This window comes from Peribacillus asahii, assembly GCF_004006295.1.
GTDB classification, from domain to species: Bacteria; Bacillota; Bacilli; order Bacillales; family DSM-1321; genus Peribacillus; species Peribacillus asahii_A.
Genome location: NZ_CP026095.1, coordinates 881,182 through 894,760 on the forward strand (window position 1 = coordinate 881,182; position 13,579 = coordinate 894,760).

The following is a 13,579-nucleotide window of genomic DNA, read 5'->3' on the forward strand; positions in this document are numbered from 1 at the left end:
AGCCTCTTGCTATTATTATGTTTTTTTGTGTTCTGCATTTTAAAGCCGTGAACTTCTTCTATTCGCTTTTTTTACCAGATGCTCGTTCTTCTTTTAATTTAAAATACGTATCTAAAGCTTGCTGGCCGATTCGTTTATTAATGTCGTCAGAGCCGCCGCTTTGATAGGCCCAAGGTACAACGATAGACATAGCGATTTCTGGATTATTATAAGGAGCATAACCAACGAGTGTTAAATTAGTCGTTGGTACTAGCCCGCTGAACTCATTTTTACGCGGTCCGTCATAGAAAGCTTCTGCTGTTCCTGTTTTAGCAGCTGGTCTATATGATTTTCCCATGAAATACTTAGCAGCTGTTCCACCGGCTTCTTGAGCGACTTGGCGGAATCCCTCTTGTACACGATCAATCCATACTTCCTGGCCGTTCAAATCGTTTAATACTTTCGGCTGAATTTGTTGAAAGACTGGTCCAATCGTTTCTTCATTACTAGGCTCGTGAATTTCTTTCACGATTTGCGGCTGCAGACGTTTCCCGCCATTTGCAATCGTGGAAACATATTGAGCTAATTGCATCGGAGTATAGGTATCGTATTGTCCGATCGATAAGTCTAGTAATAAACCAGGAAGAGTATCTGGTCCTCTTGCTCCAGGTGTTTCGTTTGGAAGGTCGATACCAGTTCGTACGCCAAGACCGAATTGGGCATAATGATTTCGCATAACGGAAAAGGCATTTGGATTTATTCTTAGAGCTTGACCTGGAACATAGTTTCCGCCGCCAATTTTAATTGCTGTTTGGAACATGTATACGTTGGATGATTTCTTTAAAGCTGTAACATCACTGACAGGACCTAAATTCGCATAGGAACCTTTTAACGTTCTGCCAATACGCATCTTTGTATCATAGAATGTTGTTCCTGGAGAAATGGCTCCTAGTTGAAAGCCTGTGTAGACGGTTGCTCCTTTGACAGATGACCCCATCGTATAGGACGTTGTAATATTTCCTAGTGCAAAGTCTTTAATTTCCATGGCTCCAGTTTCGCTGTTTCGTACATATTGCTTTCCTGCCATTGTTAATACTTCCCCTGTATTCGGGTCCATCAACACAACGAATGCTCGATCTAGTAAGTATGTATTTCCTTTTGCTTTTGTTCTTCGTAATTCTGTTTCGATAATTTCTTCAACAGCTAATTGCAGCTCCATATCGATGGTCAAAACTAAGTCTTTGCCTCGTTCTCCTTCGGAAAGTGGTTTTGTATCGACGACTTCTCCTTGTCGTAATACGGCTTCCATCTTCGCTTTCTTCCCATGAAGAATATCTTCATATTGCTTCTCTAGATAACTAAGCCCAACACGATCGTTACGGCTGTATCCCCGTGCTAAGTAATAGTCGATATTGTCGCGTGGGAGACCTTCGTCAGAAGAAGATACTTTCCCAATAACAGAGCGCAACGTTTCGTCATAAGGATAGTCTCTTTCCCAGTCAGTTGTAACACCTACGCCAGGCAGGGAGTCTAGTCGTTCACTCACTCTTGCGAATTCTTGCTCTGTTACATCTTTATTTTTCACAATAGAAGGGGTGAGAGCGTAGCCGCTGTTGAATTCACGGAAAATGGCTAATACTTCCATCTCATCATCTGTGAATTTATCCAACTCTGTTTCTTTAATTCTCTCTAACTGAAGTTTATATAAATCTTTTTCTTCTAATTTATGGTTTTTAACTAGTTCTAAATCTTTATCAGTAATAAGAGCTTCTGCTTCTTTCTGATGTGTTAAAAGCCAAAAATCTTTTTTATCCCGTTCCGTAATTTTTTCCGTATCTTGCTCAATTAATGTAGCAAGCTTCTCTGCTGTTTCAAGCATTTCATTTGATTTAGTATTTGGATACTTCGTATAAGTAATCGCTTTAAGCGGCTTATTATCCACAATTGGATTGAAGTATCGGTCATACATTTTGCCACGGGGAACCGGTGTGCTAATAGTATCATTTTCCGTTCGTTCAACTTCGCGTAAATATTCATCACCGTATACAATTTGTACGACTCCAAGCTTGATGATTAAACCAGAAAATAATAAAAAAACGATAAAAAATAGAAAATTCAATCGAAGAGAGACGGTTCTCCTTTTTTTCTTTTTCTTTTTCCCTTTATTCAATATTCATCATTCCTTACAAATATCGTTAGTTCCATGATATAGAAAATTCACTTTTATTTCTATGGTTTTGCAAAAATTACAGGAGTTTTACAATAAGTCAGTTTAGAAGAGAAAAAGCTTGAATGTGCTTAAGTCTCTTTTTAAAAATGAATCAATGCAATAAGTGGGTATATAAAACTATTAAAAAGTAAGGAATTTGTATTAATCTGTATATTAAGTAGGGGGACATAAAGTTAATTGAGTCATAAGTGCTATTTTTGCTTCAGTAACAAATAATCGCTAGGATATATGAATTATCCTAGCGATTATCAATTATTGTGCAGTTATCGTGTGGCTTGCTTGGATCTTTTGCAGCGCTTGTTCAAAGTCTTGAATTAAATCATCAGCATTTTCTAATCCAACGGAAATTCGAAGTAAGCTATTAGTAATGCCGCGCTTTTCACGTTCATCAGCAGGCATAGCTGCATGAGACATTTTTACAGGATAAGATAGAATCGTTTCAACGGCCCCTAAGCTCACTGCAAAAACAGGTAATTGTACGTGATCGACAAATGTTCGGAGTGCTTCTTCATTTTCTAGTTCAAATGAAAGAACCGCGCCAGCTCCGCTTGCTTGATTATGTTGAATGTCGTATTGCGGATGATCAGCTAACCCTGGGTAATAGACGCTTTTAACAAGTGGATGCTGATTTAAATATTCCGCTATTTTTTGAGCTCCTTTTTGAGAATGCTCCATCCGTACAGATAATGTTTTTAACCCTCGCATTACTAGCCAAGCATCTTGTACGCCAAGTACTGCTCCGAATGCATTTTGAAGTGTGCCAAGTCTAGCTGCTAGCTCGGGATCTTTCACAACAGCAAGTCCTGCTACAACATCGCTATGTCCAGATAGGAACTTCGTTGCACTATGAAGTACAATGTCGGCCCCTAGTTGAAGTGGTTTTTGTAAAGCTGGAGTTAGGAATGTATTGTCTACATACGTTAAGGCTCCAATTTCTTTAGCGAAATCACAAATTTGTTTAATATCGGTTACTTTAAGAGTTGGGTTTGATGGTGTTTCCATATAAATAGCTTTCGTATTCGGTCGAACCGCTGCTTTCACGCTTTCAAAATCTGTCATGTCGACAAATGTATGGTCAATGTTAAAGCGGTTTAATACAGTTGTGACCATTCGGAATGTTCCACCGTATACATCTTCTGTAACGACGATATGGTCACCTGCTGATAATAATAGGAAGGCTGTTGAGATGGCCGCCATTCCTGATGCGAAAGCGAAACCATGTGTTCCCTCTTCTAGTTCAGCAATAATCGTTTCTAATGCTTCACGAGTTGGATTTAGACTGCGGCTATAATCGTATTTACCAAATTGATCAACATCAAATTGATGGAACGTAGATGCGTGCTGAATCGGAACGCTAACGGCACCAGTTGATGGGTCTACTTTATGTTCATTATGAAGCAAACGTGTTTCAAAGCTAAATTGTTCCCCGTTTTTCATTATAATACCTCCTGTTTTACACGAGCAAAAGCTTGTTCTAGGTCTTGAGTTAAATCGTTATAATCTTCAATGCCAACAGAGAAGCGCAACAGTCGATTACATACGCCAGTTGCAAGTCGCGTTTCTAACGGAATATCAGCATGTGTTTGCGTTGCAGGGTACGTAATGAAACTTTCGACTCCGCCAAGGCTTTCAGCGAAACAAATTAATTGTAAAGATTGTAAGAATGGATTAACGGCTTTTTCATCGATAATGCGGAAGGAAAGCATGCCGCCTTTTCCTGGATAAAGTACATCTGTAACGCATTCATGATTTGTTAAATATTCAGCAAGTGCTTTAGCATTTTGTTCATGTTGTTTCATGCGTAGAGCTAAAGTCTTCATTCCGCGCATAAGAAGCCAAGAATCGAATGGGCTCAATACAGCGCCGTATCCATTATGGTGGAACGCTAACGCGTCACATAATTCTGTTCCTTTTGCGACAATCAATCCAGCTAGTACATCATTATGCCCGCCCAAATATTTCGTTGCACTGTGAATGACAATATCAGCACCTTCTAAAATTGGCTGTTGAAGGAGTGGGGTATAGAATGTGTTATCCACAATTAATATTAAGTTATATTTCTTAGCAATGTCGGCAACAGCTCGAATATCTGTTTCCTGCATAAGGGGATTTGTTGGGGTTTCTAGAAAGATGGCTTTTGTTTGCGGAGTAATTGCTCCTTCAATTTCACTCAAACAACAAGTATCTACATATTTACAGCCTAAGCCCCATTTTTTAAACCCTTGTTCTAAAAGGCGGTACGTTCCACCGTATAAATCGCCGCTAACAATCCATTCATCGCCTGATTCAAATAAAGCTAAGATTGTCGCAATGGCTGCCATGCCTGAACTGCAAGCAAAGCCTCGATCGCCGGATTCAAGATCAGCGATTGCTTGTTCAAGAATTTGGCGAGTTGGATTTCCAGTACGAGTATAGTCAAATCCAGTCGATTGCCCAATTCCTTCATGTCGATAAGCAGTTGAGAAATAGACAGGAGGGTTGACTGTTCCTGTAGTTGTTTCGCTTCTATTTCCAATTTGAGCAAGATATGTTTCCTTTTTATACATCACCATCACGGCTCCTTTAAAGATACGAAATAAAAAAAAGTCTTCTTTAAGAAGAAGACTTTAATTTGAGTAAGTTGAGTCATTCTTCTTATCTGCCAAGTTACAGGAACTTGAGGAATTAGCACCTTTTCATTGATCACGGGTCAATGAAGGTTGCTGAGGTGTCAACGGGCCATTCCCTCGACCTCTCTGGATAAGAGTTCAAATAGTTTGTTTTTTTTGAATTTACTATACATTTTTCTTAATGTCAATACCAATGGAAAATTTGTTCGATGATATCGTCAATCTTTATATTGTCTATTTTGTTTACAGACATACATAAACTAATGAATTTTATCGTATAACGTACGAAAATAAGCTATTTTTTTGCTATATACATGGAAAACTTGTACAATGTAAATGAGAATCAATATCAATGAATGGCATGTGGTCTATTAAGAGAAACTAATTAACGGACTATATGATTTTATATGTAAATGGGAGGCAAGGAATAATGGAATTTAGAATTGAAAGTGACACGATGGGTGAGGTAAAGGTCCCTGCTGATAAATATTGGGGAGCTCAAACAGAGAGAAGTCGCAATAATTTTAAAATTGGTAAGGAAAAGATGCCAATTGAATTAATTCGGGCATTCGCTTATGTAAAACAAGCAGCAGCTAAAGTAAATCATAAGCTTGGAGATTTATCAGAAGCGAAGAAAAATGCTATTATAACGATTTGTAGAGAAATTTTGAATGGAACGCTTGATGAGCACTTTCCGCTTGTTGTTTGGCAAACGGGTAGTGGGACGCAAAGTAATATGAATGTCAATGAGGTTATTGCTAATAAAGGTAATAAGTGGTTGGAGGAGATTGGAGAATCGGAAAGACTTCATCCAAATGATGATGTAAATAAAGCACAAAGTTCGAACGATACGTTTCCAACGGCGATGCATATTGCTGCCTATATGGAAGTAGTCAATCAACTAATTCCAGCTATTAAAGTACTGCGTGATACGTTTAAAGAGAAGGAAAAAGAATTTTGGGATGTAGTGAAGATTGGTCGAACACATCTTCAAGATGCGACGCCTCTTACATTAGGTCAAGAAATATCTGGATGGAGAGCGATGTTAGATAAGAGTTTAGCTATGATAGAAGAGAGCAGTCAAAAATTATTGAACTTAGCTCTTGGTGGGACAGCGGTAGGAACAGGGATTAATACAGACCCTGAATTTCCAGAGGAATCAGCGAAACAAATTGCTGAGGATACGGGACATCCGTTCCAAACATCTGATAATAAATTTCATGCACTGACAAGTCATGATGAAATGGTCTACGTCCACGGTGCGTTAAAAGCACTAGCTGCTGACTTAATGAAAATTGCTAATGATATTAGATGGTTAGCAAGTGGTCCAAGAAGCGGTATTGGCGAAATTGCGATTCCAGAAAATGAACCAGGAAGTTCTATTATGCCAGGTAAGGTAAATCCGACTCAAAGTGAAGCCTTAACGATGATTGCGACTCAAATCGTTGGAAATGATGCGACCATTGGATTTGCAGCCAGCCAAGGTAATTTCGAGCTAAATGTCTTTAAACCGGTTATTATTTATAATTTTTTACAATCGGTTAAATTATTAACAGAAGGAATTCTTTCCTTCAATAACAACTGTGCGGTTGGAATTACAGCGAATGAAGAAGCTATTAAACAAAATGTAGAACGATCTCTTATGCTTGTTACGGCGCTTAATCCATACATCGGTTATGAAAGGGCGGCGAAAATTGCGAAACACGCATTTAAGGAGAATTCTACTTTGAAAGAAGCAGCCCTTCAACTTGGTTATTTAACAGAAGAAGAATTCGATAAATGGGTCGTCCCAGCTAATATGGTGAATAAATAAGAAAGTTTAATGTACCCTTTCGCATGATTGTGAAAGGGTACATTTGTCATGGTCTCAGAAATATGCACATGTACACTTCATATGCGAGGAAAATAAAGTAGAAATTAATGAATGATCGTAGTGGAGATAACATCTATGAGGAATCAATCTATTTTTGAAGAAAAGTGATGGATTTCCCCATTCAGTACTGAATGGGCAAGTTCCATACTTCATAATTCATGGGATAATCTAAGCTTAAGACAAACAGGTGGTAATGCTTGTTGAAAGGACATCCAATGAAGAGATGCCTTTCTAAATGATGGTTTTAATTAAAAGGGAGGGTGTATTGGTGGACATTTTCAATTGGATTTGTGACGATTAAACGGTTACCAGAAAAGCTCCAATTCGCCAAATCATAGCAAAGGTATCTAGTTGGGATTTCATCATCATCTACTTCAATTGTTTTTAGACGAAGAAGCTCGCCTTCAAATGGCCGAAGTCTTTCTAACTCTTCTTCTAAGTTTATTGCTACTTCAAAACTAGGAGTCGTTTTCTGAATACCGTTACTCTCGAAGAGGACCTCTACTTGTTTCCACTCTACTGGATTAGAATCCGTCTTTTTTTCGAATAAATATACATCAGCAAACTGCATATTATCACTCCTTTCTATATTATTCCAATTATAACATATACAGATAAAATAAAAAATACAAAAATACCTAAAAAGTTAAAATTTTACGGAAAATTCACAATTGTACGTTGTTTTTATCAGGTGAATAAATGCTTGAATATGTGAAAAAAATACTGTTTTAATCCAAATTTCAAACAAAGCTCTTTATTTAAATAAAGAAGAAAATAAAAAAACCTCCTTTTTATTATTATTGTAGTAAAAGGTGTCGGTTTCTTGGAAAGGCAACTATTCTTACTTCGCTTGTGACATAATGAGCGTGAATCTTACTTCAATCTTTAGTATGAATAATGTGAGGAATATCTATTCGTACTATAAAAAATTTTAGTTTAGGAAGAAGCCTTATCTATGGATGATTTTCATTATATGCAACGGATATAGGGGGTAGTACTAATTTATAGGTATCAATCATTCTTAGTAAAGATTCATGGTTCCATTGAATATAGACGGCTAGACAATCGATTTCTATTCATCCTGAGTTGTAATAAAAAGGGAGTGTTGTGTTTTTTAGATAAGGTTCCTTAATCAGTAAGAAGTGGCACGCAAGACTTGTGGATAGTGGAAAAATGTAATGATTTTTTATATGTATCCAGCGTTTAAAAAGAGACGGTCTAAAGGAAGCGTTCCATCAGATCGTCTCTTTTATAACAATTATTTTACATAGTTTGTCATAAGGTTTTCGAGTTCAGTCATTGCTTTTAGTACTTCGTCTACTGTGATGTTTGGAAAGAGGAGATAAATATCCTCACCAGGCTGAACGGCAAACCGAGCGATTTGCAGCAACTCTGCTTGTTGATTAATGGTTAATCCAATATCCGCTAATGTGCTAGGGAGGTGAACGGATTCATAGAAAGGAAGCAGTTGTTCAAGCTCCTCGAATTTATTTTCTAGCACCAACTGTACGAGAATACCATAGGCTACTTTTTCTCCATGAAGCAAATGGTGTGTATGTGGAATCTTTGTCATTCCATTGTGAATGGAGTGAGCGCCCGCAATGCGAAGGTATTGATTTCCGAAACCGCCAACTAGTCCGCTTGTTACAATATTTGTTTCAATGACTCTCTTGAGTGCATTTGTCCAAGAACCATTTTCTAAGTCTGTAAGAGCTTGCATACTATTCTCGATTAAAACTGATTTACATTGTTTGGCAGAAAGGTGGGCAAGGTCAATGCAAACGGATGTTTCCTCTAAACGTTCGACTAGTGCGTTTCCTTCGTACCATTTGGCAAGTGTATCGCCAATACCTGCTCCTGACCACTCCCATGGCTAAAGCCGCTGGGGTTCTTTCTCACAAATATCTCACTTACCATCTTCCATAAGAAGAGGCAGAGGCGAGACTTGGGTGAGCAACGCTTGAGAGAAAAACAGTCTTTCAAGAGGGCAAGGTCGGTGCCAACTACGCCGTTCAATCGGCGATACTTGTCTAGGATTATGATACCGCACTCTTTCTATGAAGAGTGTTGGTCGGCAGAACGTTGAACATTTTACGTGACAGACGTTTTTCCTGTCACAACCACCTATGTTCAGTTTTCAAAGAACATCCCGTGTACCAAATCATACCATTTCAAATGCATAGTGTACAGAACGTATTTTCGATATTTTATCTGTACACCGCATTTGAGCAAACATTCATCCCATTCCTAAAGGGGGTGCCAGCGCACCGTAATGGGCTTTCTTTTCGCAAAATATGTAAGATAAAGGACCTGATCTCCGATAGTGGAGCAGGTCCTTTTGTCGTTTGTTTAATTATTTCTTCATCCACTCCGGTTTACCGAAGCCTTTAAATTCTTTGTCGATAACTGCTTCAAATTCATCTGATTCAACAGCTGCTTTAATATCTTTAGCAAATTGAGCGTCTACATTTTTCGTATCCACTACGACACGATTACGATACTCATCTGGCATATTTTCAACAGCAATTGCATCTTCGATTTTCATTTTTGCTGCAATAGCAAAGTTTCCAGGTACAGCAGATAAGTCAACGCTATCTGTAGCACGTGGTAATTGAGCTGCTTCTAATGGTTTAATTTGGATGTTTTTCGGGTTACTTGTTACATCTTTTTCTGACAATGTTAACTGATTAGCAGCTGGATCAACTTCAATTAGTTTGGCATCTACTAGGATTTTTAGCGCACGAGCCATATTAGATGGATCATTTGGAACAGCGATAGATGTACCGTCTTTTATTTCATCTAAAGATTTATATTTTTTTGAATAAATTCCCATTGGTGCTGTTGGAACAACAATCAATTCAGAAAGTTGTAAGTTGTTTTCCTTTGCAAATGTTTCCATGTAGTATTTGTGTTGGAATAGATTTGCATCAATGGATCCATTGCTTAGAGCAAGGTTTGGTTGAACATAATCACTAAATTCAACGACTTCTACTTTATATCCGGCTTTTTCAAGTGATGGTTGAATCGCTTTTTTAACCATGTCAGCAAAAGGACCGCTTGTTGCACCAATTTTAAGTTCTTTTTTCTCTTCAGTTGTGTTTGAAGCCGTATCTTTTTCTTCGTCTTTGTTATTGCCGCAAGCTGCTAAAGCAAGGGCAAGAACAAGAACGAGTAATAAGGATGCCCATTTTTTCATCTTGTAAATCCTCCTAAATATTGAATAATGTATTAAAACTTTCTATGAAGAAAGCAATAATTGTGCTTATCGTTTATCAACTAAATAAGAAAGCTTATCCCCGATAATTTGAATGATTTGAACAAGGCAAATGAGAACAATAATCGTCAGAATCATAACGGTATTGTCGTAGCGGTAGTACCCGAAGCGGATAGCTAAATCGCCGATTCCTCCGCCGCCAATTGTCCCTGCCATAGCTGAGAATCCAATGAGTGAAATCGTTGTTAAGGTTAGACCTTGAATGATGCCTGGTTTTGCTTCAGCGAGCAGGACATCTTTAATGATCATCCATGGTGAAGCGCCAACGGCAATCGCCGCCTCAATAATGCCTTTATCAATTTCACGTAAAGAGGTTTCAACGATTCGAGCGAAAAACGGAATCGCTGCTACGGATAATGAAACAGAGGCAGCGATTGGTCCAATCGTTGTTCCTGTTATTAAGTTAGTGAAAGGAAGCAATGCTACTAATAGAATGATATATGGAATAGATCGTACAAGGTTTACGATGAATCCAAGCAGACTATTGATAAACGAATTTTCAAAAAATAAATTTTTCGCTGTTATAAACAGTAAAACTCCAAGTGGTAAACCGAGAAACAGGGCGATGATAAGCGAGATGCCAACCATATACACCGTTTCTAGGAATGCTTTATTAAGATCGGGAAGTATAGCTGTAATCGATTCAAGCATGATGTATCACCTCCACATAGCTAGTTCGTTTGTTGATATAGTCTAAAGCCGCTTGAATGTCATTAGTGTTACCGGTTAATTCAACAATAAGTATGCCTAAAGGAATGTTTTGGATATATTCGATTTTTCCGTGCAAAATATTGGCTTTTACAGGATGTTCTTGTAATAAGTCTGAAAGAACGGCCTCACTAGCGAGCTGTCCTTCAAATTGAATTTTGATAATGCTTCCTTTACTTTCCGTAATTAAATGAGAAGGAAGTTCAAAATCTAAGACGCTTTCGATAAATTGTTTCGTTAATGCTTGTTTAGGCTGAGCGAACACACTGTATACATCGCCTTCTTCAATGATGCGCCCATCTTGCATAACGGCTACCCGATGACAAAGTTCTTTTACAACCTCCATTTCGTGGGTAATTAAGACGATTGTAATTCCGAACTCTTTATTAATTTTTTTCAGTAATTGTAAAATGGCTTTTGTTGTTGTTGGGTCAAGGGCAGATGTTGCCTCATCACATAAAAGAACGGTAGGATTGTTTGCTAATGCACGGGCAATTCCAACACGTTGTTTTTGTCCACCGCTTAATTGAGCAGGGTATACATCTTTTTTATCACTAAGACCAACGATTTCGAGTAATTCAAGCACACGTTTGCGAATGGCTTCAGGCGATTGATGTGCAGCTTTTAAGGCGAAAGCAACATTATCAAACACTGTTTTCGAACTGATGAGTGAAAAGTGCTGAAAAATCATTCCGATTTTCAGTCGTTGTTTTCGTAATGCTTGACCCGATAATTTCGTTAAATCAACACCATCAATAATTACTTGGCCTTTTGTCGGACGTTCTAATAAATTAATCGAACGAATTAAGGAGCTTTTACCAGCACCGCTATATCCAACAATTCCAAAAATTTCTCCTTTTTGAATCGTCAAGGATACATCATCAACTCCGACAACTCGACTTTTCTTCGTGATGTATTCCTTTCGTAACGATTGAATTTCAATCATGGACGTTCCCCCCTAAAAAAGCCTCTTTCTGAGTGAAAGAGGCGACATAATCTATATCACGACTTATCTTCCAGAATTGTATCTCTGCAGGAAGTAGCACCGTTCCCAAATAGGAGGTTGCCGGACGTCATTGGGCCTGATCCCTCCGTCACTCTCGATAAGTATTTATTATTTTGAGATATTTTAGAATATTTATATTAGAATATTATTTGTTATAGTTTGAAAAGTCAATATATTTTTTCAGTGAATAATGTAATAATATTCAAAAAACCCTTGTATATTATTACATTATAGGATTTAACTTACTCTTCCTATCTGAAAATTGTTAGTTGAAGCTTAGGTGTATTTGTTATTTTTAGATAAGAAATAGATTTGTGATTTTGATGAATTTATTATTCGTCATGGAAGTGTGCCTTTCCATTCTTAATATTTTCCATATATTCCTTGTAAGTGTTATGCGTCTTATATACAGTTAATAGTAATAAGGCTTCATCTGATAGACATCAATAAAAACGAATGGGGGATAAGGATGATAGAAAGGAAGCGGGTAGGAGATGTAGAATGGGTACATGGAAAAGTAGAATCTGCGCAATCTAAGATGGGTGTAAATGTCTTTGTAACAGATGGTCTAATGATTGATACAGGGTCAGAGTCTTTACTGTCTGGCTTGATTCCTTTTTTTTCAGTCGGTCGATTTTGATCAAGTAGTGCTTACGCATTATCACGAAGATCATACAGGTGGTTGCGCTTGGATTCAAAAACATAAACAAGTACCATTATTTATTCATTCGATGTCGCTTGATGTTTGTTCAAAACAGGGAGAATATCCGGATTATCGTAAACGGATTTGGGGAGTGCGAGAAGGGTTTCAAGCACGACCAATTGGAGAAACGATACAATCCCGTCATCATACATGGAAGGCTATTTTTACACCGGGACATGCAAGGGATCATATATCTTATTTGAATCAAAGCAACGGTGTACTTTTCTCAGGTGATTTATTTGTTACGCCAAAAACGAAAGTGATTTTGCAGGAGGAGTCTATTCCGACAATTATACATTCTATTAAGAAGGTATTGCGATATGATTTTCAAGAAGTTTTCTGTTGTCATGCAGGCTATCTTCCAAATGGAAGGGAACTATTTCAAGTGAAGCTTGACTATTTAGAAAATTTACAGGGAGAAATTATTCGACTGCATCAACAAGGGTTAACCGTTGAGGAGATTCAACAGAAGGTTTTACCGAAGCAGTATCCGATTATAGAGTACTCGGACTATGAATGGGATTCGAAACATATTATTACGTCCATTCTTAGAGAGGCGCAATCCACTAGTGTAAGATGAATAGGTAGTAAATAAATGTGAGCTGACCTTATAGGACCAGCTCACATTTATTTAATCTAAACGATTTACATTTGGAGGCGTTTCATCATAGAACTCATGAGCTTCTTCGATGTTTTGGTTATTACCTGATGTATAGACATTTCCTCCAGCCATTCCTTCGTTGATAATCCGATCAATGTCTAAGTAGACAGAATCTTTCTTATCATATTCCGAATCTTTTAAAAACTTATCTTTGTCCAAAAAAAGTCCCTCCTTAGCTTCTGTAGTTTGCAACATACAGTGCTATCTTTAATTCAACTAGCCATCAGGGCAATGAAATACTGACGGAAGTTGTTATTATAGTTTGAGCAGGGAAGGGTCTTTTTTATTCAGTGTATATTTGTAACGCAGAGGACCAGTTGTATCACTCATATACATGAAATAGCATGAGCTCATGTATAGCTTGTTTTAATTCAGCTTCTAAATGATCCGAAGGCTGTATGTTCTTCCATTCAATTTGTCCATCTTTATGGTAAATGGCTTGATAATGTTGTTTGTTTACATAAAAAGAAATTTTCCAGCCAGGTAAAGTATTGTCTTTGAACAACGGTTTCCATTGAAAATGAGTAATCATGAAA

At 37.7% G+C, this 13,579-nt stretch carries 13 protein-coding genes and 2 riboswitches; of the genes, 3 read left to right on the top strand and 10 right to left on the bottom strand.

The features are described from left to right. Positions 1-58: 58 nt before the first annotated feature. From BAOM_RS04445 to BAOM_RS04455, 3 genes are all read right to left on the bottom strand, one after another. Positions 59-2,152, bottom strand: coding sequence for a peptidoglycan D,D-transpeptidase FtsI family protein (locus tag BAOM_RS04445; RefSeq protein WP_373995332.1), 2,094 nt, complete (start codon positions 2,150-2,152; stop codon positions 59-61). A 309-nt stretch (positions 2,153-2,461) separates the two neighbouring features. Continuing rightward, on the bottom strand, positions 2,462-3,646 hold the full coding sequence (gene metC, locus BAOM_RS04450) for a cystathionine beta-lyase (RefSeq protein ID WP_127759219.1): 1,185 nt from the start codon (positions 3,644-3,646) through the stop codon (positions 2,462-2,464). Next, a complete protein-coding gene (locus tag BAOM_RS04455) occupies positions 3,646-4,755 on the bottom strand; it encodes a methionine biosynthesis PLP-dependent protein (RefSeq protein ID WP_127759220.1) in 1,110 nt (369 codons plus the stop codon). Before BAOM_RS04455 ends, metC begins: the two co-directional genes overlap by 1 nt. Positions 4,756-4,840: 85 nt before the next feature. Beyond that, positions 4,841-4,955, bottom strand: a riboswitch (SAM riboswitch). A 293-nt stretch (positions 4,956-5,248) separates the two neighbouring features. Between BAOM_RS04455 and fumC the strand changes: the two genes are divergently transcribed. Next, positions 5,249-6,631: a class II fumarate hydratase gene (gene fumC, locus BAOM_RS04460; RefSeq protein WP_127759221.1), complete on the top strand. Its 1,383-nt coding sequence runs from the start codon at positions 5,249-5,251 to the stop codon at positions 6,629-6,631. 304 nt (positions 6,632-6,935) lie between these two features. Here the strand turns inward: fumC and BAOM_RS04465 are convergent, their stop codons facing one another. From BAOM_RS04465 to BAOM_RS04485, 5 genes are all read right to left on the bottom strand, one after another. Continuing rightward, positions 6,936-7,262: a hypothetical protein gene (locus BAOM_RS04465; RefSeq protein WP_127759222.1), complete on the bottom strand. Its 327-nt coding sequence runs from the start codon at positions 7,260-7,262 to the stop codon at positions 6,936-6,938. Positions 7,263-7,949: 687 nt separating this feature from the next. Next, a complete protein-coding gene (locus BAOM_RS04470; protein ID WP_435873557.1) occupies positions 7,950-8,411 on the bottom strand; it encodes a dehydroquinate synthase/iron-containing alcohol dehydrogenase family protein in 462 nt (153 codons plus the stop codon). Positions 8,412-9,044: 633 nt separating this feature from the next. Next, on the bottom strand, positions 9,045-9,887 hold the full coding sequence (locus BAOM_RS04475) for a MetQ/NlpA family ABC transporter substrate-binding protein (RefSeq protein ID WP_127759224.1): 843 nt from the start codon (positions 9,885-9,887) through the stop codon (positions 9,045-9,047). Between the two features lie 66 nt (positions 9,888-9,953). Beyond that, entirely contained in the window at positions 9,954-10,616 is a 663-nt protein-coding gene (locus BAOM_RS04480; RefSeq protein WP_373995316.1) for a methionine ABC transporter permease, read from the bottom strand. Next, the gene (locus BAOM_RS04485) at positions 10,609-11,619 is read right to left on the bottom strand and encodes a methionine ABC transporter ATP-binding protein (protein WP_127759226.1); all 1,011 of its coding nucleotides are present in this window, start codon (positions 11,617-11,619) and stop codon (positions 10,609-10,611) included. The genes BAOM_RS04480 and BAOM_RS04485 overlap by 8 nt, the downstream gene beginning before the upstream one ends. Positions 11,620-11,679: 60 nt before the next feature. Then, positions 11,680-11,783: riboswitch (SAM riboswitch) on the bottom strand. 365 nt (positions 11,784-12,148) lie between these two features. Here BAOM_RS04485 and BAOM_RS24850 point away from each other — a divergent pair. Next, entirely contained in the window at positions 12,149-12,319 is a 171-nt protein-coding gene (locus BAOM_RS24850; RefSeq protein WP_257467627.1) for a hypothetical protein, read from the top strand. 7 nt (positions 12,320-12,326) lie between these two features. Beyond that, positions 12,327-12,962 (top strand): MBL fold metallo-hydrolase, encoded by a 636-nt coding sequence (locus tag BAOM_RS04490; protein WP_257467628.1) that lies wholly within the window; start codon positions 12,327-12,329, stop codon positions 12,960-12,962. A gap of 51 nt (positions 12,963-13,013) precedes the next feature. Here the strand turns inward: BAOM_RS04490 and BAOM_RS04495 are convergent, their stop codons facing one another. Both BAOM_RS04495 and BAOM_RS04500 read right to left on the bottom strand, forming a co-directional pair. Then, positions 13,014-13,202: a hypothetical protein gene (locus BAOM_RS04495; protein ID WP_252283078.1), complete on the bottom strand. Its 189-nt coding sequence runs from the start codon at positions 13,200-13,202 to the stop codon at positions 13,014-13,016. Positions 13,203-13,365: 163 nt separating this feature from the next. Next, complete coding sequence (locus tag BAOM_RS04500) at positions 13,366-13,575, bottom strand: YheE family protein (protein ID WP_119117058.1); 210 nt, start codon at positions 13,573-13,575, stop codon at positions 13,366-13,368. Positions 13,576-13,579: the final 4 nt, after the last annotated feature.

What these genes read in the sequence shown, in the direction of transcription:
- metC (WP_127759219.1), bottom strand. Translation starts at nt 3,646, where the DNA reads ATGAAAAACGGGGAACAATTTAGCTTTGAAACACGTTTGCTTCATAAT.
- BAOM_RS04455 (WP_127759220.1), bottom strand. Translation starts at nt 4,755, where the DNA reads ATGTATAAAAAGGAAACATATCTTGCTCAAATTGGAAATAGAAGCGAA.
- fumC (WP_127759221.1), top strand. Translation starts at nt 5,249, where the DNA reads ATGGAATTTAGAATTGAAAGTGACACGATGGGTGAGGTAAAGGTCCCT.
- BAOM_RS04465 (WP_127759222.1), bottom strand. Translation starts at nt 7,262, where the DNA reads ATGCAGTTTGCTGATGTATATTTATTCGAAAAAAAGACGGATTCTAAT.
- BAOM_RS04470 (WP_435873557.1), bottom strand. Translation starts at nt 8,411, where the DNA reads ATGCAAGCTCTTACAGACTTAGAAAATGGTTCTTGGACAAATGCACTC.
- BAOM_RS04475 (WP_127759224.1), bottom strand. Translation starts at nt 9,887, where the DNA reads ATGAAAAAATGGGCATCCTTATTACTCGTTCTTGTTCTTGCCCTTGCT.
- BAOM_RS04480 (WP_373995316.1), bottom strand. Translation starts at nt 10,616, where the DNA reads ATGCTTGAATCGATTACAGCTATACTTCCCGATCTTAATAAAGCATTC.
- BAOM_RS04485 (WP_127759226.1), bottom strand. Translation starts at nt 11,619, where the DNA reads ATGATTGAAATTCAATCGTTACGAAAGGAATACATCACGAAGAAAAGT.
- BAOM_RS24850 (WP_257467627.1), top strand. Translation starts at nt 12,149, where the DNA reads ATGATAGAAAGGAAGCGGGTAGGAGATGTAGAATGGGTACATGGAAAA.
- BAOM_RS04500 (WP_119117058.1), bottom strand. Translation starts at nt 13,575, where the DNA reads ATGATTACTCATTTTCAATGGAAACCGTTGTTCAAAGACAATACTTTA.